Here is a 23,843-nt window from a genome sequence, read left to right on the forward strand (position 1 = left end):
GCGGTTACCACCGCCTTTCGAACTTGTTGCGCAGGTAGATGGCGAGGCCGTTCATCGCGAGCAGGAACACCAGCAGGACGATGATGGCGGCGGAGGTTTTTTCGACAAAGCCCTTGGAGACTTCGTCCGACCAGAGGAAGATCTGCACCGGCAGCACGGTTGCAGGGTCGGTGATCCCGCCCGGCGGCGTGGCGATGAAGGCGCGCATGCCGATCATCAGCAGCGGCGCCGTCTCACCCAGAGCGCGGGCCATGCCGATGATGGTGCCGGTGAGGATGCCGGGCAGGGCCAGCGGCAGCACATGGTGGAACACCACTTGCACCGGCGAGGCGCCGATGCCGAGCGCGGCGTCGCGGATGCTGGGCGGCACCGACTTGATGGCGTTGCGGCCCGCGATGACGATGACCGGCATGGTCATCAGCGCCAGCGTCATGCCACCGATCAGAGCGGCCGAGCGCGGCAGGTGCAGGAAGTTGAGGAAGATCGACAGCCCCAGCAGGCCGAAGATGATCGAGGGAACGGCGGCGAGATTGTTGATCGACACTTCGATGATGTCGGTCAGCCAGTTTTTGCGTGCATATTCCTCCAGATAGACGGCCGTGGCGACGCCGATCGGGAAGCTCAAGGCCAGCGTCACCAACATGGTCAGCAGCGAGCCCTTGAACGCGCCCCAAATGCCGACCTGCGTCGGATCGGTGCCGTCGCTCGCGGTCAGGAAGCTCCAATTGATGCCGGTCGTCAGCAGCTTCGCCTTATTGAGACGCTCTACCGCTGTTTCAGCGTCGGGCGAACCCTTGCTCTTGGCGGCGAGGTCGATCGCGGTCGATGCGGGCAACTGAATCGTCACCGTCCGCGCCAGGATTTTCGGGTCAGCCTTGATCGCATCACGCAACACCGTCCAGGCGGTGGGCGACACCCACTCTTCTGCATCGGCGCTCAACGCCTTCTTCACGATCTCGCCCGTCACCATCGGCAGGTTCGCGTTGGCGAGCGCCTGGTCGGTGATGGCATTGGGGTCGAGCAGCAGCGGGGAGGCGGGAAAGTCCACCTTCACCGCAATCTCGGTCCGGGTGAAGCCGCGCAGGCCGTTGCCCAGCATGCTGAACAGCAGGAAGGCAAGGAAGGCGGCGGAGAGCGCGACGGCCAGCAGACCCGCCGCCTTGAAGCGGCGCTCCGCGGCATAACGCCGGGCGATCCGCTTGCGCATCGCATCCGACTTCCAGTCGGTGGGGAGGCGTTTGGCGGTCATTCGTAAGCCTCGCGATATTTCTTCACGACCCGCAGGGCCACGATGTTGAGCAGCAAAGTGACGATGAACAGCACCAGCCCCAGCGCGAAGGCTGCCAGCGTCTTGGCGCTGTCGAATTCCTGGTCGCCGGTCAGCAACTGGACGATCTGCGTCGTCACCGTCGTCACGCTGGCAAAGGGATTCAAGGTAAGGTTGGCGGCCAGACCCGCCGCCATCACCACGATCATCGTCTCACCGATAGCGCGGCTGACCGCCAACAGCACGCCGCCGACCACGCCGGGCAGGGCGGCGGGGATCAGCACTTTGCGGATCGTCTCGCTGGTGGTGGCGCCCATAGCCAGGCTGCCGTCGCGCATCGATTGCGGCACGGCGGCGATGCTGTCGTCGGCCATGGAGGAGACGAAGGGAATGATCATCACGCCCATCACCAGACCGGCGGCGAGGGCGCTTTCGGAAGAGGCGCCATGAATGCCGATTTTCACCGCAAAGTCGCGCAGGGCGGGCGCAATGGTAAGCGCCGCGAAATAGCCGTAGACCACGGTCGGCACCCCGGCGAGCACCTCCAATATCGGCTTCATCCATTTGCGGAAGGTGGGGCTGGCATATTGCGTCAGGTAAATGGCGCTCATCAGGCCCAGGGGGATGGCCACGACCATGGCGATGATCGCGCCGATGAAGATCGTGCCCCAGAACAGCGGCACCGCGCCGAAGGCATCGTCATTGCCATAGCCAAGCGCAGCGGACTGCGGGCTCCATTTGGCGCCGAACAGGAAATCGATCGGGTTGACCATGGAGAAGAAGCGGAAGCTTTCCCACAGCAGCGAGGCGACGATGCCCAGCGTGGTGATGATCGCCAGCAGGGATGCGATCAGCAGGGTCGCCATGACCAGCCGCTCGACCCGGGTGCGCGCCCGGAAATCGGGGCGGACGCGGGTGAAGGCATAGGCGCCACCGGCAAAGGCCAGCACGAGGGCAAGGGCTGCGCCCGCCAGACCATATTTGCCGATGGCGTCCTTATAGGGTTCGACCAAGCCCTGCGAGAGCGGATTGAACGCGCCTGCCTGCATGCCCGTGGCGATCGCCCGCGCCTCGCCCAAAATGGCGGAGCGCGAGAAACCGTCGGCGGGCAGGCTCTGCGCCGCCGGGCTGCCCAGCACTTCCTGCGTGATGAGGCCGGGGGCGACATTCGCCCAGACCGCCAGGAAAATGCCGGCGGGCACCAGCGTCCACAGCGCGACATACCAGCCATGATAGCCCGGCAGGCTATGCATGGCGTCGCGGCGGCCCGACGCCCGCGCCGCGCTTTGCAGCCGCATCGCGCGGGCGCGGGCGCTGACCCAGGCGATCGCGCCCAGGCCGGCCAGCAGCAGAAGGATTGCAGGACCTGTCATATTCCCTGTCTTATTTCAGCTTGGAGCCGTCGAGGACCGCCAGCGACTTGACCGTTTCGACGCTTGCCTTGCGCACATCTTCCGGCGCCGCGACCATGCCGCGCTTGGTCAGCGCGCCATTGGGGTCCCAATTGGCCGCAAAGGTGTTGAGGAACGCCTGAAGACCGGGGATCGCGGTCATATGCGCCTTCTTCACATAGATGTAGAGCGGACGGGCGCCCGGATAGGTGCCGGTGGAGACGGTTTCATAGGTCGCCTCGACGCCGTTGATGGTGACGTCCTTCAACGTGTCCTTATTCTCTTCCAGGAAGCTGTAGCCGAACACGCCAAGCGCATTGGGGTTGGCGCCCAGCTTCTGGACGATGAGGTTATCATTCTCGCCCGAGTCCACATATTTGCCGTCTTCGCGGATGCGGGTGCAGGTGGCCTTGAATTCCTTCTCGTCCTTTTCCTTGAGCGCCTTCATCGCCGGGTCGGTCTCGCAGCCCTTGGTCAGGATCAGCTCGGCCAGCGAATCGCGGGTGCCGCTGGTCGACGGCGGGCCGAAGACGCTGATCGGCGTGGCGGGCAGGCTGGGGTCGACATCCTTCCAGGTCTCGGCCTTGTTCGGACCCTTGCCATAGGGATTGGCGGCCAGCGCCTCATAGACGATCTTTGGCGTCAGCTTCAGGCCGGGGCCGTTCTTGGCTTCGGCAAAGGCGAGGCCGTCGACGCCGATCTGGATTTCGATGATGTCCTTGACGCCATTCTTCTGGCAGTCCTCAAACTCCGACTTCTTCATGCGGCGCGAAGCATCCTCGATGTCCGGATGCTGGGCGCCGACGCCCGCGCAGAACAGCTTCATGCCGCCGCCGGTGCCAGTCGATTCGATGATCGGGGACTTCATGCCGGGATTGCCCTGAACGAACATCTCAGCGACCGCTGTGGCGAAGGGATAGACGGTGGACGAACCGACCGCGCGGATCTGGTCGCGGGTGCCGCCGGCCGTGCCGCCGGATTGCTGACCGCAACCGGCGAGAGTGAGTGCGGCCGCAGCGGTGGCAGCCATCAGAGCGAAATGCTTCACGGGATATTCTCCTTCGTCAAAGGCCGCGATTCGCTTCTCGCCGCCCCCCTCTGGGCATGCGCCGTAGCCGCGGTACGTCGCGCCTTTGTGACAATCGGATTGCAGTTTTATGACAATGGGGCCGGAAGCCCGGCCTGTCGCTGTCTTTTTTTGTTCAAGCCTTTGCTGCGAGCGCCTTTTCTTCCACGGCGATGCGGGGAAGCAATATGGAGATGGTGGTGCCCTTGCCCAGCACGCTGGCGATATCGAGCCGCCCGCGATGCCGCTCAACGATATGCTTGACGATGGCAAGGCCCAGGCCCGTGCCGCCGACCGCGCGGCTACGTCCCGAATCGACGCGATAGAATCGCTCGGTCAGGCGCGGCAGATGATCGGGGCCGATGCCTTCCCCCTCGTCCGCAACACTGAGCCGCATCATGCCGCTCGGCCCCTCGTTCAAGGTCACGCGGATCGGCGTGCCTGCGCGCCCATATTTGACCGAATTGCCGATCAGATTGTGGAGCAGTTGCGATAGCTGCGCCCGGTCGCCCTGCACATCGGGCAGGTCGGGCGCGATCTCCATCTCCACCTCGCGCCCCCGCTCGCCATGGCTGGTGCGGAACACGCCGACCACCTCGGCCACCAGCCCGGACAGGTCGACCGCGCTGTCGGGCGCGCGATATTTCTCCGCCTCGATGCGGGAGAGGGAGATGAGATCGTCGATCAGCCGCTGCATCCGCCGCGCCTCGCCGTCCATGATCTTCAGGAAGCGCTGCCGCGTTTCGTCATCCTTGCCCAGATCGGGGTCGGCCAATGTTTCGATGAAGCCCAATATCCCCGCCAGCGGCGTGCGCAGCTCGTGGCTGGCATTGGCGACGAAATCGACGCGCATCTTTTCCGCCGCATGGGCGCCACTATGGTCGGCCAGATGGACCAGCCGCCGGACATTTCCGTCTTCGCCCACGGGCGCGATCCGCATCTGCCAGCGTTGGTCGCGGCTGCCCAGGCCGACCAGCTCGATCATCACCGGCTCGGCCATCGGCGCCAGGCTGGCGAGCCGTTCGGCGGCGGCGGGATGACGGATGGCGATGCGCGCATCTTCCCCCTCGATATGCGCGCCCAGCAAGCGCTGCGCGGCGCGGTTGGCCGAGATGATCCGGCCCCGCTCGATCAGCATCAGCGGATCGGAAATGCCTTCCAGCAGGCTCCGGGCATCGGGATGGGCGATGATGTCGGTGGCCTCCACGGCTGCAGCGGGCAGCGTTTTCGCCGGGATCTGGCCGCCTCCCGCCGCGATGATCAGCACCACCAGCCCCGCCAGCACCGGCAGGATGATGTCGAGCGGCTCCGCGCCGATCATCAGCGCGCCCCCGGTAGCCAGCAGCAGGACGGCGAGCGAGGCGGTGATTTGGGAAGCGGTCAGGCGATTCATGGTTACCAAGCTGGAAATTTGACGCATTTGCTGCAAAGACCGTCGCAATAGCGTGCAATTTTTACAGTTTGGCAAGCGCGATAGCGGATCAGGATGACATGAGCGAGCCTTTGCCCCCTCGGAACAATGCCGAGTCGCAGGACGACGGACCGGACCTTGCCGTGCCGTCGCGCCGTCAGTTGCTGATGGGCGGAGCGGTCGCGGCATCTGCCATCATATCGATCCGCCCGGCGCTGGCGAATACGGCCGCGTCGGTCCTCAATTGCACGATCCCCGTTCCCGACCAGGGTCGTTCGGGCAATTATATCGCCGCCAATGGGCAGGTCGTGCCGGCAGGCACGCAGGGCGCCTTCCCCGGCGCCGGGCAGGGCTTTACCGGCGATCAGGTGAAACAGGCGCTGCGAGGCGGCCGTCTGCCCGGCACCAGCTATGACCAGAATCAGGCCTATCTGAACTATATCCGCCGCCTTCAATCCGGCACGAGCGGCTTTACCTGCTACGCATCGCTGCAAATGCCCCGCTGAACGAAGGCGGGATTTTCGACCGAACTTTTTACGGCCCGAACTTTTACGGCCCGAACTTTTACGGATCGCCCGCGTTGACGGCGTCGAGACTTCGACGATCCCGTCAGACGCAGCAAGGGCGACCCCATGTTCCATACACCCCATTGGGTGACGCAAAATTGTTCGGTCGCGATCTATCTTTATGAACCCAGCGATGGCGGCCTGGATCGGGTTGCCATTCTGTTGGCCAATCATCTGCTGATGCGCGGCGTGGACGTCGAACTGTGGATGACGCGGGTGGACGGCCCGGTGGCCGGGCTGATCGACCCGCTGTTGACCGTGCGCCGGGTGCCTGCCCCGCCTCTCAACCGGCGGCTGTCGATGATCGCGCAATTCCCCGCTCTGGCGGCCATGGTGCGGCGGCACCGCCCCGATATTCTCTATTCGGCGGGCAATCAGAGCAACATGCTGTGCGCCCTGGCGGCGCTGGGCACGGCGACACAGGCGGTTTGCCGCATTTCCAACCCGATCGTCCGCCCGCACCAGCGGGGGCTGTCCGCCTGGGTCAGGCGCAGCCGTTTTCGCGCCATCGCCCGCACCAGCGCCATGACCATCGTGATGGGTGAGGCGGACCGGCTGACCCTGGCCGAAACCGGGCCGCTGGAAGGGCGCCGGGTGACGCTGCTGCCGCGCCCGACCGTCACCCCCTTGCTGCAACGGTTGCGGCAGGATCGCGAGGCGAGGTCGGAGGGGACGCCCCGGCATTTCCTGATGGTCGGGCGGTTGGCCGAGCAGAAGGATCAGGCGACGGCGCTGCTCGCGCTTGCCCGGCTGAGGCATCTCGACTGGCGGTTGAAGATCGTCGGGCAGGGGCCGTTGCGCCGCGACCTGGAGGCGCTTTGCCAGCGGCTGGACATAGCCGGGCGGGTCGAATTTCTGGGCTTTGTGAATGATCAGGCGGAACTGGCGGCGCTGATGGCCGAGGCCGATCTGCTGCTTCAACCGTCGCGCTGGGAGGGGTTGGTCGCGACGCTGATAGAGGCGCTGGGCTGCGGAACGGGGGTGGTGGCGACCGATTCCACGCCCAATATTCATCCGGCGTTGGCTGCTGCGGGCCAGCATGCGCCAGTGCCGGTGGGCGATGCGGATGCCTTTGCCGAAGCGATCCTCTGGGCGCTGGAGCATCCGGTTTCGCCCGCGCGCTTGGGGGAGGCGGTACGGGAGCATTGCGTCGAAAGCGCCCTTGACTCCTATTTGCGCGCCTTTGCCCGGCTGGTCCGGACCGATGGCGTGCAATGGAGCGGCATCGCGCAAAATAGCCTGACGCGTTAGGCACTTGGCTACTCCTTTGTCCTAAGGATGGCGCGACATTCCCATCCGAAGGCTCCGTTTCGTGACCATGCCCCGCCGCTATTGCCAGGACAGTCCGGACGCCATCGCCTCCTGCGTGCTGGAGGATATGGTGCTGCTTTATCACCGGCCTTCGGGACAGACCCATATGGTGATCAGCCCGGTGCCGGAGATATTGGCGACGTTGGAGGAAGGCGCGGCGCTGACGGCGGGTGAGGTCCATGTCGAATTGACCCGGCTCTATGATCTGGGCCCGGCGGAGGAGGCGGTGCCGCAAGTAGAGGCCCATCTTGCTGAACTGACCACCCTGGGACTGGTCCGCATCGCGTGAAGCATGCGCTGTCCCTGAAGATCGGTCCGGCAAGCTTCCGCATCGGATCGGCCTGGCGCCAGCCGGTGGAGGCGCTGGCGCGGCTCTATGCCGATTATCCCACGCCCGTGGACGAGGTAGCCGATTTCACCGTGCGGCTGGAGCCGGCGGGTCTGTTCCGGCGCTGGTTGCGGCCATCGATCTACATCACCGGCGATCATGGCCTGGCCGATGCCGCGCCGATGAGCCTCGCACATGGCCTGTTGGCGGCGGAAATGGGGATGAACCTGCAAATGGCGCTGGGCTGGCGGCGGCATCTGTTGCTGCATGCCTCCAGCGTCGAGAAGGACGGAAGAGCGCTTGTGATGACGGGCGAGTCCGGTTCCGGCAAATCCACTTTGGCCGCCCAATTGGGTGAGCGAGGCTGGCGGTTGATGGGCGACGAGTTCGCGCTGCTCGATCTGGAGACGGGCGCGGTCTTTCCCTTTCCGCGCCTGGTTTCGCTCAAGAACCGCGCCATCGACGTGCTGGCGGCGGAGGCGCCGCCGACGCGCATGGGGCCGCTGCTCGCCGGGACGGCCAAGGGCGACATTCGCCACCTCATTCCCCGCAGTGAGGCCGTCGGGCGCATGGAGGAGGGCGCCTTGCCCGCGCTGCTGCTGTTTCCCCGTTTCGGTCATGAAGCCGATATCCGGACCGTTGGGCAGGGTGAGGTCTTCATGCGGCTGACCCAGGCGTCGACCAACTATGTCGCTCTGGGCGAGCCGGGCTTTGCCGCCCTGACCCGCTTCGTCAAAAATGTGCCTGCCCGCGCCATCGATTTTCCCTCGGGGAATGAGGCCATCGCCTTGGTCGAGCGGTTGTGGGGGGAACTGGCATGAGCGCTCGGCTGCTCGTGCAGGCCTTGCGCGATCCCGATGGGGTCATGGTGCTGGATGCGCGCAGGTGGAACGACCTGATCGCCATGGCGCGGGCAGAGCGGCTGATCGGCACGCTGGCCTTGCGGATCGAGGACCGGCCAGTGCCCGAAGCGGTGCGGCCGATATTGAGCGATGCGCGGCTGGAGGCGGAACGGGAAGCGCGGCAGGCGCTGTGGGAGGCGGATCGTGCGGCGGAGGCGCTTGCGGGCCTCGACGTGCCGGTCGTGCTCCTCAAGGGCACGGCCTATGCTGCGGCGGGGCTGCGCGCCGGGCAGGGGCGCTTCATCGGGGATCTCGACATATTGGTGCCGCGTGAGGCCATGGAGCAGGTCGAGCATGCGCTGCTCCGCGCAGGGTGGGAGTGGGTCAAGGACGACCCTTATGACGACGCCTATTACCGGCAATGGATGCATGAACTGCCGCCGATGATCCATGCCGGGCGCGATCGGATGATCGACGTGCACCATACCGTCCTGCCCTTGACTGCGCGGCAGACGCCCGATGCCGGAGCGATGATTGCTGAGGCAGTTCCCATCACCAATGAGTTATATATGCTCTCGCCGGAGGACAGGGTCTGCCATGCCGCCGCGCATTTGCTGGCCGATGGCGATCTGGCGGGGGGGCTGCGCAATCTCTGGGACATATACTGCCTGCTGGACGGGGTGGATGCTGACGCGCTGGAGGCGCGGGCGGCGCGGCATGGTCTTGCGGCTCATGTGCGGCAGGCGCGGCGGCTGGCAGCGGCGCTTTATGGCGAGGGTGGGCGGCTGACGGTCCGGGATCGGATCGTCGCGGCCCGGCTGCTGGCGCGGGACGGTTGGGGGCGGGAGCGGCGCAAGCTGCTCCGCTTCGCCTTTTATCTGCGTTCGCACTGGTTGCGGATGCCGCCCGCCATGCTGGCGCGCCACCTGTTCACCAAATGGCGCAAGGGGCACCGGCCCGCTTTACAATAGCTTCGTGTCACTCATATCACCCAAATCCTATCGCGCCGCCGTCAATGCTTCGGCTTGAGCGCCTCGGCCAGGGACATGTTCGCACTCCCCCGTCGCGCTGGCTTGGCCTGGCTCGGATCGGCCTTCCACCCGCTCAGGTACAGGATCGCCATCTGCTCCGCCGTTCGCCCGTCGCTGTCCGCCGCCGCCGCGAAATGCTCCGCCGCTCCCGCCAGCGCCTCCCGCCGCAATGCAGGCGGCCGCGAAACCAGCACATTGCCCGCACCCATCCCCCGCAAGTCGTGCATCAGCCGCAGGACACCGCCATAGCGCACCGTCAGCATATCCCCATCCGCGACCGGCATGGTGAATCCAGCCCGCGCCAGCAGATCACCCGCCGACCGCACATCGACCTGCGGATGGATATGCTGCCCGGCCCGGTCCCCTTCGCCCGCCATCAGCGCCGCCCGCAGCCGTGGCAGCGACCCCGCGCCGGTAAAGGCCGCCAGCATCAGCCCATCGGGCCGCAACACCCGCCGCATCAGGATTAGCGCGCCCGGCAAGTCATTGACGCTGTCGAGCGTTCCGCAAGCGATCACCAGGTCGAAACTTTCATCGGCAAAGGGCAGGGCGTCCTCATCGGCCTGTACGCCTCCCTGCGCCTTCGCCGCCGCAAAGCCGGGATCGGCGCAGATGACGCGCTTGCCCATCGCCTCCAGCGCCGCCCTGGCGCTGCCGTCGGGACAGCCGATGACCAGCACTTCGGTAAAATCCCGCTGCACATCGCCCAGCCTGTCGAGCAGTTCGTCCAGCATAGCGCGATAGAGAAAGTCATGCTCGGCAAAGCGCTCCATCATCCGGTCGCGCCGCCTGGTGCGCAGAGCGCGATCGAAGATGTCGGCATTGGTCATGGCGGGCCTTGTGCAACGGCGAAGGAGCGGGAACAAGGGAGATGATGTCCCTTTCGCCGCTGCACAAGACCGCCCCCTTTCTCAAAAGCCTGTGGCGCCCGGCGCTCGATTACGCCCTGCCGCCGCGCTGCCCCGGCTGCGGCGAGATCGTGGACGCGGACGATGCCTTCTGCCTGAGTTGCTGGAGCGGAATGCGGTTTCTGGGCGCTCCGTGCTGCGCCCGGTGCGGCGTGCCGTTCGACTATGATCGCGGCGCCGGAGCGGAATGCGGCGCCTGCCTGGCCGATCCGCCGCCCTTCGACAGCGCGCAGGCGGTGCTGGCCTATGGCGATGTCGCCCGCGCCGTGGCGCTGCGCCTCAAATATGGCCGGCGCATTGGTCTCGCTCGGCTGATTGCAAAGCAGATGGCGCGGCAGGTTCCGGTGGTGGAGAATGCCGTCATCGTGCCGGTGCCGTTGCATCGCTGGCGGCTGTGGTGGCGCGGCTTCAACCAGTCGGCCCTGATCGCCCGGCATCTGGCGCGGCTGACGGGCGTGCCGGTGGATAATCACGCCCTGCTGCGCACCCGCCGGACCAAGCCCTTGCGCGGCATGACCCCGAAACTCCGGGCCAAGGCGGTGCGTGGCGCCTTTGCCCTGACCCCGCAGCATGGACTCAAGGGCCGCGCGGTGCTGCTGATCGATGATGTGCACACCAGCGGCGCAACGGCGGCGGCTTGCGCCCGGACGCTGAAACGAGGCGGCGCGGCAAGCGTTCACCTGCTGTGCTGGGCGCGGGTACTGCCGGACAGTGCCGATTGACAAATGGCCGTCGAACCACAATTTCGATGGCCAAGGAGTGAATTATGGCGAAGGTCGAAATCTATACCAAGGCCTGGTGCGGCTATTGCGCCCGGGCAAAGGCCTTGCTCGACGGCAAGGGCGTGGCGTTCGAGGAATATGACATCACCATGGGCGGGCCCAAGCGCCAGGAAATGCTGGAGCGCGCCCAGGGCGGGAACACCGTGCCGCAAATCTTCATCGATGGCCAACATATCGGCGGCAGCGACGACATGGCGGCGCTCGACCGCCAGGGCAAGCTCGACGCGTTGCTCGGAGCATAGCAGGATGCGCGCCGCGATCTTCCAGATGACCAGCGGGATCGATCCCGCCGCCAATGCCGCCGCAATCGTGGACATGGCCGCGCGCGCGAAGGGGGAGGGGGCGGACATGCTCTTCACTCCGGAAATGGCCGGTTATGTGGACCGCGACCGGCAGCGGGCGGCGGCGACGCTGCGTTCGGAGAAGGACGATCCCGTGCTGGCCGCCGTGCGCGAAGCGGCGGCGAAAAAGGGGTTGTGGGTGCATCTCGGCTCCCTTCCGCTGAAGGACGAGCGAACCGACGGGCGCTGGGCCAATCGTAGTTTCATGATCGATGGCAGCGGCGAAATCCGTGCCCGTTATGACAAGATCCATCTGTTCGACGTCGATCTGGCGACGGGAGAAAGTTGGCGCGAATCGTCGGTCTATGGTCCGGGTGAGCAGGTCGTCGCGGTCGATACGCCTTGGGCGCGCATGGGCCTGTCGGTGTGCTACGACATGCGATTTCCCGATCTCTACCGGGCGCTGACCAATGCGGGCGCCACGGTGCTGCTCGCGCCTGCGGCTTTCACCGTCCCGACCGGCAAGGCGCATTGGCACATATTGCTCCGCGCGCGGGCGATCGAGGCGGGCTGCTTTGTGATCGCCGCCGCCCAGACCGGCCATCATGCCGACGGTCGCGACACCTATGGGCACAGCCTGATCGCTGACCCATGGGGGGACATAGTGCTCGACATGGGCGAACAGGCAGGTCTTGCTCTTGCGGAGATCGACCTGTCGCGCATAGAGGACGTGCGCGGGCGGGTGCCTGCGCTCGCCAATCGGCGATCCTTGCCCATGGATGTGACAGTGTCGTGATCGTTTTCGACCTCAAATGCGAATCCCAAGGCCATGTGTTCGAGGCGTGGTTCGGCTCCAGCGCCGATTATGAGGATCAGAAGGCGCGGGGCCTGTTGGCCTGCCCTCTCTGCGGCGATGAACATGTGGGCAAGGCCGTGATGGCGCCGGCGGTCGCGCCGAAGGGTAACAGCCGCACGGAAACCGTGCCGCAAATCGCATCCTCGGGCGACGCGTCCATCATCATGGGCGCAGGCGAGGAGGCGAAGATGCGCGAACTGGTGCAGGCGCTGGCCAAGGCACAGCAAAAGGCGCTGGAGGATTCCACCTGGGTCGGGCGCGGCTTTGCCGAACAGGCCCGCGCCATGCATTATGGCGAGCAGGATCGGGCCAGCATCCATGGCGAAGTCGCGCTCAGCGAGGCGCGAGCCTTGATTGCCGAAGGGGTGGAAGTGGCACCCTTGCCTTTTCCGGTGGTTCCCCCCGAAGCGAAGAATTGACCGCGCCCTTTTCGCAGAATAGAGCCGTCACCGGAGCACCCGTAGCTCAGCAGGATAGAGCATCAGATTCCTAATCTGAGGGCCATGGGTTCGAATCCCGTCGGGTGCACCATTTTTCCATAAGTTGCGGGTCGGTCGTCAATGCGGGGCAGTTTTTCCGCTGCGAGGTAGAGCGGCGATGCGAGCCAAAAAATGCAGTCGGCGGTGCTCGGCAATGGCCATGGAACCGACTTGCGCGAAGCGCTCATCATGCCTCCCTTGTTCAGCGGAATGTCTTGGCAAGGATCACCAGGGTCGGATCGCCCTCGACGGCTTCGACTGCGAAGCCCTTTTCGCGCTCCAGTTCGATGGTGCCGTGATTGTCGCGGCTTTCGATCGAGATGACGCGCCGCACGCCGCGCTTCTGCGCCTCGCTGGCCAGATGGTCGAGCACCGTCCAGCCCACGCCCCGGCCCTTATAGTCCCCGCGCACCGAAACGGCGACTTCGGCCGTATCCAGCGCATTGTCGCAGGCGAGAATGCCGGAGGCGACGAGATCGCCGGTGGCGCCATCGAATGCCAATATGCTTTCGCTGCGGAAATGATCGGCATGGATCAGCGGGTCGAGCTGTTCGTGGCCGACATGCGGGATGGCCGAAAAGAAGCGGAAGCGCCGATCCTCGTCGCTGACCTGGTCGAAGAAGGCTGCGAGCAGAGGTTCGTCGCTTTCCTCCGCGGGGCGGACGTGAAGCTGGAGGCCTGAACGGGTCGGCAGGGTGAGGATGTGCGTGGCGTCGGTCATGAAAACGTCTCCCTTTTCAAGGGTGCCAGATTTAGGGGGCCGAGTGCCGGCGCGCATTGATCCTCGACAATGTCAGAGGATTTTGGGCGCGCCGGCCGGGGGTTCCGCTATCCGTCGATATTACGCCGGAAGGTTTCGGGAAGGAAGATCAGGCCCAGGACGACGGTTCCCGCCGCCACGATGACCGGGTACCAGAGGCCGTAATAGATGTCGCCGGTCGCGGCGACCATCGCGAAGCCGATGGCCGGCAGCAGCCCGCCCAGCCACCCGTTGCCGATATGATAGGGCAGCGACATGGAGGAGTAGCGGATGCGGCTGGGGAACAATTCGACCAGCATCGCGGCGATCGGGCCGTAAACCGCCGTCACCAGCAGGACGAGATAGAAGAGCAGCGCGACGACGAGGGGCTTGTTGATCTCGTCGGGATTGGCCTTGCTGGGATAGCCGACCCTGGCCAGTTCTCCCTCGACAACGGGCTGGGCGGCGACGGCTGGCTTGTCGCCCTCGGCCGCCTTTGCGGGGCTTGCGGGCGCGCCGATCAGTTGGGCGGAGAAGGCCGCGATGGCCGCTTTCTTCTCTTCGCCCGAAAGCCGGGACGGATCGGGCGCGGTGAAGCGCTTGTCACCGACCGCGACCGTCGCGACGGTGCCGGGCGCGGCGACGACATTGGTGTAGTTCACGCCCGCCTTGGCCAGCGCGTTCTTGACGATGTCGCAGCTCGTCTTGTCGAACTTGTTCGCGCCGACCGGGTCGAACTGGGAAGAGCATTCCGACGGGTCGGCTGTCACGGTCACGGGCGCGGCGGCCTGCGCCCGGGCGAGCGCGGGGTTGGCGGCATCGGTGAGCGCGTGGAAGACCGGGAACAGCGTCAGCGCGGCGAGTGCGCAGCCCGAGAGAATGATGGGTTTGCGGCCGATGCGGTCGGACAGCCAGCCGAAGAACAGGAAGAAGGGCGCGGCCATCATGAGTGCGATGATGATGAGCGTGTTGGCGGTCAGCCCGTCAATCTTCAGCATCTTTTCAAGGAAGAACATCGCGTAGAGCTGGCCGCAATACCAGACCACGGCTTGGCCCGCGATCGCGCCGAAAAAGGCGATGAGCACGATCTTGAGGTTCTTCCACTGGCCGAACGCCTCCTTGATCGGTGACTTGGAGCCGGTGCCCTCTGCCTTCATCTTTTGGAAGACAGGCGATTCATGCAGCTTCAGGCGCAGCCACAGGCCGACGATGAGGAACAGGCCGGAAACCAGATAGGGAATGCGCCATCCCCAGTCCTTGAACGCTTCCTCTCCGACGCCGGTGATGGGCGAACGGACCGTGATGACGATCAGCAGCGCCATTGCGAGACCTGCGGTCGCGGTGATCTGAATCCAACTGGTGTAGAAGCCGCGCCTGTTGTTGGGCGCATGCTCCGCGACATAGGTCGCCGCGCCGCCATATTCGCCGCCGAGCGCCAAGCCTTGGAACATGCGCAGCACCACCAGCATGATCGGCGCGGCGACCCCGACCGACTTGTAGGTGGGAAGGCAACCCACCAGGAAAGTCGACAGACCCATGACGAGCAGCGTGATGATGAATGTGTACCGGCGCCCGAACAGATCACCGATACGGCCGAAGAAGATCGCGCCGAAGGGGCGGACGATGAATCCGGACGCGAAGATCAGCAGGGCCATGATGAAGGAGGTCGTCTGGTTGAGACCCGTCAGGAACTGCGCCGCGATGATCGCGGTCAGCAGGCCATAGAGATAGAAATCATACCATTCGAACACGGTGCCGAGCGAGCTGGCGGTGATGATCAGCTTCTCGCTTCGCGTCGCCTGGTGGTGCTTTGGCAGTCCGTCATATGTCGAAGCCATAACAGTCCCTCCTGTCAGAAATTATACTTCGCCGCGACGTCGAAGCGATCGACGTGGCCGTTGAGATCGTTGACGAGCCGGCGCTCGCCATGTCGGTACTCGATGCCGAGGTCGACATTCTTCACCGGGGAATAGAAGAGGTTGCCCGCGACACTCCATGCCTGACGATTGAACATGGCTATACCCGCAGTCGTCGCGGGATCGAGGGCGTCGGCGTAGAAGATGCGCTGATAGCTCGCGATCAGATTGACGCGCCACTGATCGTCCAGCGCATAGCGGCCCGCGCCGAACAGGGCGAGGTTGCGGACGCCGGCGAGCTGCCCGTTGGTCTGGAGAACCGCGTCCGGCCCGAAGTTCAGGCCGAGATAGCGCCCGATCCCTTCGCCATAGGTCGCCTGGAATCGGATGTCGCTGCCATGCTTGGCGTCCAGGAATATCTTGCCGGAGGTGCTGATGCCCCAACCGAGACGGGAATCGACGATATGGGCAGCGCCAGTCTTCGCATTGTCGACGCGCAATTGGCGCCCCAGCACTGCAAGATCGAGGAAGCCGAACCCACCCGCATATTCGAGGCGGCCGGTCATGTCGGGCGCATGATCCTCGCCATTTTCGATGAGGGCGGGCGCGCCGGCGGTCGCGGAAGCGGTTTCCGGATTTTCGGCGGCCAGATGAAGGGTCAGGCCGTGGCTCAGCGGAAGGCTGTAGCGCACCATCGGCTGACGCACGAAGATCAGGCCGTCGACGCCCCCGACATAGTCGGTGCTTTCCGGAAAAACCGCCGGGTTCGAGAAATTGGTGAAGTCCTGGCCGAAGGTCCAGCGATCGAACTGGATGAGGGCGCGGCGCATCGCCAGATCATAGGCGTTGGTCGTGCGCTGCGTGCCCTGGCCCAGCGCCTGCGGGGTGCCGGGCGCGGCCTGGAAATCGAACTCGATATAGGCCTTGAGCGCATGCCTGCCGAGCTTGGTCGTGGCGTCCACCCAGAAGCGCGTCTGCTTTGCGGAGAAATCAGTGACGCGGGTTGGCGAAGTTGGGGACGCGGGATTGAAGACCGGGATCGACTGCGGGAGGTAGAGGTCGCGGCCGAGCGTGTTGCTCGGGTCGTCGCCGCCGCTGTATCGCGCGCTGCTGGCGAGCAGCTTCACATAGCCGGACAGGACGACATTGGTGTTGCCCGAACGGAAACCGAGCTTGGGCGTGCTGTCCGCCAGCTTGGTCACCTGCGCGGAAGCATCATCGCTCTTGCGGACGGCGGCGGCTGCGGTGGCCGCGGTTTCATCCTGCTGGTTGCGCGCTGCGGCGAGTTCGGTCCGGAGCTGGGTGACTTCGCTCTCCAGCCGTTCCAGACGCGCCGCCAGATCCGACTCCTTCGTGGTCTGCGCATGAGTCAGTTGGGGGGCGGCAAGCGCCGTCGCTCCCAGCAGGATGCGCAACAATGGCCTCATTTGCTTTGGCATCGACCTCTCCATGGCCCCGGCTCGTTGTCCGGATAGGGTGAAGATCGCGCATGCCACGGCAAGGCGACAGCCGAACCATGGTCGGGGATCTACGACCTTCGTCTAGGGTCCGATATGCGCCGGCGGCCTTTAGGATGCGGTCCACGGATCGGTAGCGATCGAGGAGAGGAGTGCGAGACTATGGACCAGGGCGTTTATCCCGTTCCGAACCAGTGGGCGAAGGAGGCGCTGGTCGACGCCGCGCAATATCGGGAGATGTATGCGCGCTCGATTGCGGAGCCGGAGCGTTTCTGGGCCGAAGAAGCCCGGCGTCTCGACTGGATACGGCCATTCAGCCAGGTGAAGGCGACGAGCTTTTCGGCGGAGGATTTCGGAATAAGCTGGTTCGCGGATGGCACGCTCAACCTGTCGGCCAATTGTCTCGACCGCCATCTGGAGGAGCGCGGCGACGCCATAGCGATTCTCTGGGAGCCCGACGATCCGGCGGAGCCTGAGCGGCGCATCAGCTATCGCGAATTGCATGAAGCGGTATGCCGTTTCGCCAATCTGCTCAAGGCGCGGGGCGTGAAGCGGGGCGACCGCGTCACCCTCTATCTCCCCATGGTGCCCGAGGCGGCGGTCGCGATGCTGGCCTGCGCGCGCATCGGCGCCATCCACTCGATCGTCTTCGCCGGCTTCTCGCCCGAAGCGCTCGCCGGTCGCATAGAGGACTGCGCGAGCCGCATCGTCGTCACCGCAGACGAGGGTCTGCGCGGCGGCAAGAAGGTTCCGTTGAAGGCGAATGTCGACGCCGCTCTCGCCCATTGTCCCGATGTCGAGACCGTCATCATGCTCCGCCGGACGGGTGCCGGGGTGAACATGGTCGAAGGACGCGACATCGACTGGGCCAACGCGGTCGAAAACCAGCCTGCCCAGTGCGAGCCGGAGGAGATGGGTGCCGAAGACCCGCTGTTCATCCTCTATACCTCAGGTTCGACCGGCAAGCCCAAGGGGGTGCTGCACACGACCGGCGGCTATGCCCTGTGGGCTGCGATGACCCACCAATATGTCTTCGACTATCGCCCCGGCCAGATCTATTGGTGCGCCGCCGATATCGGCTGGGTCACGGGACACAGCTATGTCGTCTATGGGCCGCTGATGAACGGCGCGACGACCGTGATGTTCGAGGGCGTGCCCAACTTCCCGGACCCCTCCCGCTTCTGGCAGGTCGTCGACAAGTTCGGCGTCGAGATTTTCTATGGCGCCCCCACCGCCTTGCGCGCGCTGATGCGCGAGGGGGACGAATGGGTGCGCAAGACCAGCCGCAAGACATTGCGCCTGCTCGGCAGCGTGGGTGAACCGATCAATCCCGAGGCATGGGAATGGTATCACCATATCGTGGGGGAGGGGCGTTGCCCCATCGTCGACACCTGGTGGCAGACCGAGACCGGCGGCGCGATGATCAGCCCGCTGCCCGGCGCCACGGCGCTGAAGCCGGGCTCCGCGACATTGCCGATGTTCGGCGTGAAACCCGAGCTGGTCGATGGCGAGGGGCGGCTGATCGAGGGACCGGGCGAAGGCTGTCTCGTCCTGGCGGATAGCTGGCCGGGCCAGATGCGCACCGTCTGGGGCGATCATGACCGCTTCTTCCAGACCTATTTCACGACCTTCGCCGGGCGCTATTTCACCGGCGACGGATGCCGGCGCGACGAGGATGGCTATTATTGGATCACCGGCCGGATCGATGACGTCATCAACGTTTCCGGCCATCGCATGGGCACGGCGGAAATCGAAAGCGCGCTCGTCGCGCATCCCAAGGTTGCCGAGGCCGCCGTCGTCGGCATGCCGCATGAGGTCAAGGGGCAGGGCATCTATGCCTATGTCACCACCAATGCCGATGTCGAACCGGACGAAGCGCTGCGCGGCGAGCTGATCCGCTGGGTCCGCAGCGAGATCGGCCCGATCGCCTCGCCGGACGTGTTGCAGTTCGCGCCCGGCCTGCCCAAGACGCGCTCCGGCAAGATCATGCGGCGCATCCTGCGGAAGATCGCGGAAAACGATGTTTCGAACCTTGGCGACACGTCGACGCTTGCCGATCCCTCCGTGGTCGATAATCTGCTGGCCAACAGACCATGGTTGGAAGAGGCGCAATAGAGACGATTCTCATCGCGGACGACCACCCGCTCTTCCGTCAGGCGCTGATGGTGGCGGTGATGAAGGTCGCTCCGCAAGCCAGCATCATCGAGGCGGGCACGCTCGCCGCCGCCGTGCGGGCGGCGAGCGAAGCGGTGGGCCTGCGCCTCATCCTGCTCGATCTGAAGATGCCCGGCGCGGTCGGCTATTCGGGCATCGCGCTGCTGCATGCCGAACAGCCCGGCGTGCCGATCCTCGTCGTCTCGAGCGCCGACGGGGCGAAGGCGGCGGAGGAAGCCCAGGCGCTGGGCGCGGTCGGCTTCATCTCGAAGGACAGCGACCTGCCCACGATCGAGACGGCGATCGCGCGGGCCATGGGCGGCCATAGGCTTCCGCCCGCTCCGTCACGGCCCGAAGATGCGGTGCAGAAGGAGATCGCCTCCCTGACGCCGACCCAGTTGAAGGTCCTGTTGGAAGTGCTGCACGGCAAGCTCAACAAGCAGATCGCGCACGACCTCATGATGAGCGAGGCGACCGTGAAGGCGCATATGACGGCGATCATGCGCAAGCTCGATGTGAACAACCGCACCCAGGCGGCATTGGTTGCGCGTTCGCTGGGGCTCGACCTCAACCACTGACGCGCGCGAGGAAGGCCGAAATGGCTTCCGGCGCTGCGGGTTTGGCGATGAAGGCGACATCGAGCATGGCGGCGCGTGCAGCAAGGCTCGCTTCATCTTCCGCCGTGACCAGCGCGGCGGGCAGGGCCGGTTGCCGGCGCCGCAGCGCCGCGATCAGGGCGAGGCCGTCCTCGTCGCCGCCAAGCTGAAAGTCGACCAGCGCCGCGTCCGCTCTATGCGCTAGCTTTCGGGCGGTCTCGCCATCCCCGGCGGTCAGGGTCCGGTGGCCTAGGCTGGCCAGCAGCGCCTCCGTCGCCGCCACGATCATTGGATCGTCATCGACCACAAGCACGGCAAGGTCTCGCGCCTCCGGGACAGCGGCCTTGACTGCTGGGGCCGGTTCCGGCGCGGTCAGTCCTGTGCCTTCGGGCATGAGCAGGCTGAACCGGCTGCCTTTTCCCGGAACGGAATGCACCTCGATGCTGCCGCCGAGCAGCCGGACGATCCGGCGGGCGAGAGCCAGGCCAAGGCCCAATCCTTCGACGTCCAGCGCCCCCAGGCGGGTGAATTCCCCGAAAATCGTTTCGATCTGGTCGGCGGCGATGCCGACCCCGGTGTCGACGATGTCGATCCGGATCATGCCGCGCCTGCGCCTGACGCCGAGCAATATCCCGCCATGCTGCGTGTAGCGCAGGGCGTTGGAAACGAAATTCTGCAATACGGAGCGGAGCAGGCCCGGATCCGTATCGAGATGACCGGCAAGCGGGCCGGTCAGCAGACGCAGCCCCTTCTCCTTCGCCATCGGCGCGAACCCTTCAGCGAGGTTCGTGAGAAAGGGCGCGAGATCGATCGGCTCCGGACTCGGTTGCACGCCACCGGCATCGAGCTTGCTGATGTCGAGGAGTGCGCGCAGCAGACCCTCTGCCGCAACGATTGCGCCGTCGATGCGCTGGGCAAGCACATGCGGCGTTCCCTCGACCTCGCGTTGCAGGGCCGCGGCGAACAATCGCGCTGCGTGCAGCGGCTGGAGCAGGTCATGGCTCGCGGCGGCGAGGAAACGGGTCTTGTCCTTCGTCGCCTCGGCAAGCCGTGCATTGGTGTCGCTGAGTTCCCGGGTACGGTCCGCGACACGGGTCTCCAGCTCTCCCAAGGTCCGGCCAAGTTCGTCGCGAATGCGGGCGTCCTCGGTAATGTCGATGAAGCTCGTGACATAGCCGCCGCCCGGCATCGGGCCGCCGATGGTCTTGATGACGCGGCCATCCTTGCGCCGCCGCTCGAAACTGTGCGGCAGACCCCGGCGCATATGGCGCAGGCGCTTCTTGACGTGGAATTCGATATCCTCATCCCCGAAATCGCCAAGCCTGCCATTATAGCGGATAATTTCCGCGATCGGGGCGCCCACCCGCAGGAAGCCGGGAGGAAAATCGAACAGGTCGAGATATTGGCTGTTCCAGGCGACCAGGTTCATGTCGGCATCGACGACGCTGATGCCGGCGTCGATATGCTCGAAGGTCGCGGCCAGCAGCTCGCGGGAGAAGCGGAGCGATTGCCCTCTTTCGCCAAGCAGGCGGGTGACGTCGGAGAGGCTCATCTGCCCCCCGGCCAGCGCCGAGGCGACCAGGGCGCGGGCCGAAGAGGCGCCGACGACGCGCGCGATCAATTCGCGGGCGCGTTGCGCCGACCGCCTGTCGATGGGCGTGCCGCGTGCCGCTGCCGGAAATTCGCGGGCCGCCTCTTCCTCACCGACGAAGCTGGCGGTGAGCTGCGCGAGTTCGGCAAGATCAGTGATCGGGCGCTGGCTGCCGAGGCGGGGAAGGACGGGCGCCTTCACCTTGCGCGCCGCGACGAGGGCGAAGACCAGAAGGTTGGCGCCAAGGCTCCATGCGACGCCATGCACCAGCGGGGAGGCGGCTCCGATGCCGAACAGGCGCAGCGGATCGAACGCGCTTCCCGCAAGCGCGGCCAGCCAGGCGGACGGCAGGATGGGCGGCAGGGCGAGGGTGTAGAACCAGATGACCAGCCCGACGGCGAGGCTCGCTCGCGCCGCGAGGGCGTCGCGGCCCGGCGCGTAGGTGGCAAGGATTAGGTGCGGGGTGAACTGCGCCATGGCGGCGAAGGCGACGAGACCGATCGAGGCGAGCGATTGCTCGGCCGAAACCAGCAGCGCCCAGGCGAGCGCCGCCGCGATGATGGCGACGATCGAGAAGCGCCGCACGAGCAGCATGCGCCGGCCGAGCATCCCCGCGCCAGCTTCGGCTCCGCTCTCGCGTACCAGCAATGTTGGAAAGAGGAGGTCGTTCGAGACCATCGTCGCCAGTGCGGTCGAATCGACAACGACCATCGATGCGGCCGCCGCGATCCCGCCCAGCAGGGCGAGGGCAAGCACAATGCCCTGTCCGTTCATTTCGGGCAGTTGGAGCATGTAGAGATCGGGCTGGGCGCCGCGCAGCAGGCTCGCGCCCGCCAGTGCGATGGGCAGCACCATCAGCGCCATCGCGCCGAGATAGGCGGCGAGTCCCCAGCGGGCGGCCACCAGATCGCCCGGCTCGCGCGCCTCGACCAGCCCCATGTAGAATTGCCGCGGCAGGACGATGATGGCCATGACCGAAATGAGGAAGATGATGCCGACCTCGATCGACAGCCTCTCCGGCCGGAAATTGGCGGACAAGATGGTGACGCCCCGCGCCAGACCCGTGGCGTCCGCCTGGCCCAGCAGGAAGAGGGCCAGGATCGCCACGGTCGTCAGCGCGATGATCTTGAGCAGGGATTCGATGCCGATGGCATAGACGAGACCCTCGCTGCGTCCCGCCAGTTCGAACCGGCGGGCGCCGAAGAGCATGGCGAACAGGGACAGCAGCCAGGCGGCGGTCAACATGGCCAGCGTGGCGACGGGACGGCCCGTCACGATCGAGATCGCGCCGCCGATGGAGCGGAACTGCAGCGCGACATAGGGAACGGTTCCCAGCAATGCGATGACCGTGACGAGGCGGGCCACGACCACATCATGGCCAAAGCGCGCGGCGATGAAGTCGGAAACGGTCGTTGCCTGCTCCTCCGCGACCGCCTCAGCGAGCTTGCGCAGGAATCGGGGGGCGGCGATCAGCAGGCAGATGGGCGCGAGATAGATGGGCAGATAGTGCCAACCGTCGCGCACGGCGCTTCCGACCGCGCCATAGAAGGTCCAGCTCGAACAATAGACGCCCAGCGCCAGCGCATAGGCGCCGTGGCGCACATCGTAACGGCCGAAGGCAAGGCCGCCGCGCCTTTCCACGATGGCGGCGATCCCGAACAGCAGCAGGACGATCGCAAGCGCGAGAAGGGCCGCCGAAAGCAAACTCATAACCGATGTCTATCTGTTCCTCTGCGCTGGAACAACGCGTGGGTTGCGGCGATCGCAATGGCTTGATCGAGCGGCGAATTGGGATAAGCGGCAGGGATTGATTGCTGGACGAGCTATGACCGCCATCCTCTACAGTTTCCGCCGCTGCCCCTATGCGATGCGGGCGCGCATGGCTTTGCTGGCAAGCGGCCAGCCCGTGGAACTGCGCGAAGTGGTGCTGCGTGACAAGCCCGCGCAGATGCTCGCTTTGTCACCCAAGGGCACGGTGCCGGTGTTGGCCTTGCCCGACGGGCGGGTGCTGGACGAGAGCCTGGACATCATGCGCTGGACGCTGATGCGCAATGATCCCGAAGCCTGGCTGGCGGGCGACGATCCCGAATTGATCGCCGCCAATGACGGGCCGTTCAAACATCATCTGGACCGCTACAAATATGCTAGCCGCCATGGATCGGACCCGTTGGTCCATCGCGCCGGGGCCGTCGCATGGCTGAACAAGCTGGAGGCGCGGCTGGAGCGGAACTATCAGCTATGCGGCGACAGGCGAACGATGGCGGATGTCGCCCTGTTTCCCTTTGTGCGTCAGTTTGCAGCGACCGATCCGGACTGGTTTTCGGCCCAGCCTTTGCCACGCTTGCAGGCGTGGCTGGCGGGGCATGTCGCGTCGGAGGTCTTCACCCGCGCCATGATCCGCGTTGCAGCCTGGCGGGAGGGCGATCAGCCGGTTTTCCTGCGTTGAATGGCCTTGTCGTTTGTCCCGGCGTCTCCACCCCCCTATGTCGGCAAATCGGCCAGATCATATAGCGGCCGGATTTCGATCTCGCTCGGTCCCGGCATGGGATTGGGGCAGCGCTTCACCCAGGCGACCGCCTCGTCCATGTCCTTGACCTCCCACAGCCAGAAACCGGCGACCAGTTCGCGGGCCTGCGCGAAAGGCCCATCGATGACGGTGCGACCGGCGCCGTCGAACGCGACGCGCTTGCCTTGAGAGGAGGGCGTGAGGCCGTCGGCGGCGAGCAGGATGCCTGCCTTGGCCAGCTCGTCATTGAATTGGCCCATCGCCTCCATCGCTTCCATGGCCTCAGGCGTGGGGGCGAAGCCCCGTTCGCTGTCTTCGGTGGCCTTTACGAGCACCATCACGCGCATCATCTGTCTCCTGCTTCCGGCAGCATCAGAGTGTAGGAGAAGTCCCGGATGATCAACAGGCTCGGAGCCGCAGCTGCG

22 protein-coding genes and 1 tRNA gene are annotated in these 23,843 nt (G+C 65.4%); 13 read left to right on the forward strand and 10 right to left on the reverse strand.

Annotated features, from left to right (window positions below; translation table 11 throughout):
- Positions 1–4: 4 nt before the first annotated feature.
- The 4 genes from pstA to VVT58_RS02355 all read right to left on the reverse strand — a co-directional run bounded on the left by pstA (position 5) and on the right by VVT58_RS02355 (position 5,117).
- On the reverse strand, positions 5–1,249 hold the full coding sequence (gene pstA / locus VVT58_RS02340) for a phosphate ABC transporter permease PstA (RefSeq protein WP_327751741.1): 1,245 nt from the start codon (positions 1,247–1,249) through the stop codon (positions 5–7).
- Positions 1,246–2,640, reverse strand: a complete 1,395-nt coding sequence (gene pstC / locus VVT58_RS02345) for a phosphate ABC transporter permease subunit PstC (RefSeq protein WP_327751742.1) — start codon at positions 2,638–2,640, stop codon at positions 1,246–1,248. The genes pstA and pstC overlap by 4 nt, the downstream gene beginning before the upstream one ends.
- 10 nt (positions 2,641–2,650) lie before the next feature.
- Complete coding sequence (locus VVT58_RS02350; RefSeq protein ID WP_327751743.1) at positions 2,651–3,706, reverse strand: substrate-binding domain-containing protein; 1,056 nt, start codon at positions 3,704–3,706, stop codon at positions 2,651–2,653.
- Positions 3,707–3,860: 154 nt separating this feature from the next.
- Complete coding sequence (locus tag VVT58_RS02355; protein WP_327751744.1) at positions 3,861–5,117, reverse strand: ATP-binding protein; 1,257 nt, start codon at positions 5,115–5,117, stop codon at positions 3,861–3,863.
- A 98-nt stretch (positions 5,118–5,215) separates the two neighbouring features.
- Here VVT58_RS02355 and VVT58_RS02360 point away from each other — a divergent pair, with 98 nt between their 5' ends.
- The 5 genes from VVT58_RS02360 to VVT58_RS02380 all read left to right on the forward strand — a co-directional run bounded on the left by VVT58_RS02360 (position 5,216) and on the right by VVT58_RS02380 (position 9,153).
- Positions 5,216–5,641: a hypothetical protein gene (locus VVT58_RS02360; RefSeq protein WP_066561843.1), complete on the forward strand. Its 426-nt coding sequence runs from the start codon at positions 5,216–5,218 to the stop codon at positions 5,639–5,641.
- A 126-nt stretch (positions 5,642–5,767) separates the two neighbouring features.
- Positions 5,768–6,952: a glycosyltransferase gene (locus VVT58_RS02365; protein WP_327751745.1), complete on the forward strand. Its 1,185-nt coding sequence runs from the start codon at positions 5,768–5,770 to the stop codon at positions 6,950–6,952.
- Between the two features lie 67 nt (positions 6,953–7,019).
- Complete coding sequence (locus tag VVT58_RS02370; RefSeq protein ID WP_327751841.1) at positions 7,020–7,301, forward strand: HPr-rel-A system PqqD family peptide chaperone; 282 nt, start codon at positions 7,020–7,022, stop codon at positions 7,299–7,301.
- The gene (locus VVT58_RS02375) at positions 7,298–8,161 is read left to right on the forward strand and encodes an HprK-related kinase A (protein ID WP_327751746.1); all 864 of its coding nucleotides are present in this window, start codon (positions 7,298–7,300) and stop codon (positions 8,159–8,161) included. The genes VVT58_RS02370 and VVT58_RS02375 overlap by 4 nt, the downstream gene beginning before the upstream one ends.
- On the forward strand, positions 8,158–9,153 hold the full coding sequence (locus tag VVT58_RS02380; protein WP_327751747.1) for a nucleotidyltransferase family protein: 996 nt from the start codon (positions 8,158–8,160) through the stop codon (positions 9,151–9,153). The genes VVT58_RS02375 and VVT58_RS02380 overlap by 4 nt, the downstream gene beginning before the upstream one ends.
- Before the next feature lie 41 nt (positions 9,154–9,194).
- Here VVT58_RS02380 and VVT58_RS02385 read toward each other — a convergent pair whose 3' ends face one another.
- A complete protein-coding gene (locus VVT58_RS02385; protein WP_327751748.1) occupies positions 9,195–10,043 on the reverse strand; it encodes a methyltransferase domain-containing protein in 849 nt (282 codons plus the stop codon).
- Between the two features lie 41 nt (positions 10,044–10,084).
- Here VVT58_RS02385 and VVT58_RS02390 point away from each other — a divergent pair, with 41 nt between their 5' ends.
- The 5 genes from VVT58_RS02390 (at position 10,085) to VVT58_RS02410 (ending at position 12,571) form a co-directional block, all read left to right on the forward strand.
- Entirely contained in the window at positions 10,085–10,843 is a 759-nt protein-coding gene (locus VVT58_RS02390) for a ComF family protein (protein WP_327751749.1), read from the forward strand.
- A 44-nt stretch (positions 10,844–10,887) separates the two neighbouring features.
- Positions 10,888–11,145 carry a glutaredoxin 3 gene (gene grxC, locus VVT58_RS02395; protein ID WP_327751750.1) on the forward strand — a complete coding sequence of 86 codons (258 nt, stop codon included), beginning with the start codon at positions 10,888–10,890 and terminating at the stop codon, positions 11,143–11,145.
- Between the two features lie 4 nt (positions 11,146–11,149).
- Entirely contained in the window at positions 11,150–11,980 is an 831-nt protein-coding gene (locus tag VVT58_RS02400) for a carbon-nitrogen hydrolase family protein (RefSeq protein ID WP_327751751.1), read from the forward strand.
- Positions 11,977–12,459 (forward strand): DUF1178 family protein, encoded by a 483-nt coding sequence (locus tag VVT58_RS02405; protein WP_327751752.1) that lies wholly within the window; start codon positions 11,977–11,979, stop codon positions 12,457–12,459. The genes VVT58_RS02400 and VVT58_RS02405 overlap by 4 nt, the downstream gene beginning before the upstream one ends.
- Positions 12,460–12,494: 35 nt before the next feature.
- Positions 12,495–12,571 (forward strand) — tRNA-Arg (locus tag VVT58_RS02410).
- A gap of 150 nt (positions 12,572–12,721) precedes the next feature.
- Here VVT58_RS02410 and VVT58_RS02415 read toward each other — a convergent pair.
- The 3 genes from VVT58_RS02415 to VVT58_RS02425 all read right to left on the reverse strand — a co-directional run bounded on the left by VVT58_RS02415 (position 12,722) and on the right by VVT58_RS02425 (position 16,553).
- Positions 12,722–13,240 carry a GNAT family N-acetyltransferase gene (locus tag VVT58_RS02415; RefSeq protein ID WP_327751753.1) on the reverse strand — a complete coding sequence of 173 codons (519 nt, stop codon included), beginning with the start codon at positions 13,238–13,240 and terminating at the stop codon, positions 12,722–12,724.
- A 107-nt stretch (positions 13,241–13,347) separates the two neighbouring features.
- Positions 13,348–15,096 carry an MFS transporter gene (locus VVT58_RS02420; RefSeq protein WP_327751754.1) on the reverse strand — a complete coding sequence of 583 codons (1,749 nt, stop codon included), beginning with the start codon at positions 15,094–15,096 and terminating at the stop codon, positions 13,348–13,350.
- Positions 15,097–15,110: 14 nt separating this feature from the next.
- Positions 15,111–16,553: a DcaP family trimeric outer membrane transporter gene (locus VVT58_RS02425; RefSeq protein WP_327751755.1), complete on the reverse strand. Its 1,443-nt coding sequence runs from the start codon at positions 16,551–16,553 to the stop codon at positions 15,111–15,113.
- Between the two features lie 180 nt (positions 16,554–16,733).
- Here VVT58_RS02425 and acs point away from each other — a divergent pair, with 180 nt between their 5' ends.
- Both acs and VVT58_RS02435 read left to right on the forward strand, forming a co-directional pair.
- The gene (gene acs, locus VVT58_RS02430; protein WP_327751756.1) at positions 16,734–18,686 is read left to right on the forward strand and encodes an acetate--CoA ligase; all 1,953 of its coding nucleotides are present in this window, start codon (positions 16,734–16,736) and stop codon (positions 18,684–18,686) included.
- Positions 18,665–19,303: a response regulator transcription factor gene (locus tag VVT58_RS02435; protein ID WP_327751757.1), complete on the forward strand. Its 639-nt coding sequence runs from the start codon at positions 18,665–18,667 to the stop codon at positions 19,301–19,303. The genes acs and VVT58_RS02435 overlap by 22 nt, the downstream gene beginning before the upstream one ends.
- On the opposite strand, the gene VVT58_RS02440 is transcribed toward VVT58_RS02435, so the two are convergent.
- Entirely contained in the window at positions 19,293–22,622 is a 3,330-nt protein-coding gene (locus VVT58_RS02440; protein WP_327751758.1) for a PAS-domain containing protein, read from the reverse strand. The genes VVT58_RS02435 and VVT58_RS02440 overlap by 11 nt on opposite strands.
- Positions 22,623–22,737: 115 nt before the next feature.
- Here VVT58_RS02440 and VVT58_RS02445 point away from each other — a divergent pair, with 115 nt between their 5' ends.
- Positions 22,738–23,358, forward strand: a complete 621-nt coding sequence (locus VVT58_RS02445; protein ID WP_327751759.1) for a glutathione S-transferase — start codon at positions 22,738–22,740, stop codon at positions 23,356–23,358.
- A 35-nt stretch (positions 23,359–23,393) separates the two neighbouring features.
- Here the strand turns inward: VVT58_RS02445 and VVT58_RS02450 are convergent, their stop codons facing one another.
- Positions 23,394–23,765 carry a YciI family protein gene (locus tag VVT58_RS02450; RefSeq protein WP_327751842.1) on the reverse strand — a complete coding sequence of 124 codons (372 nt, stop codon included), beginning with the start codon at positions 23,763–23,765 and terminating at the stop codon, positions 23,394–23,396.
- Between the last annotated feature and the right edge of the window lie 78 nt (positions 23,766–23,843).

Source organism: Sphingobium sp. SJ10-10, assembly GCF_036038995.2.
Lineage (GTDB): Bacteria > Pseudomonadota > Alphaproteobacteria > Sphingomonadales > Sphingomonadaceae > Sphingobium.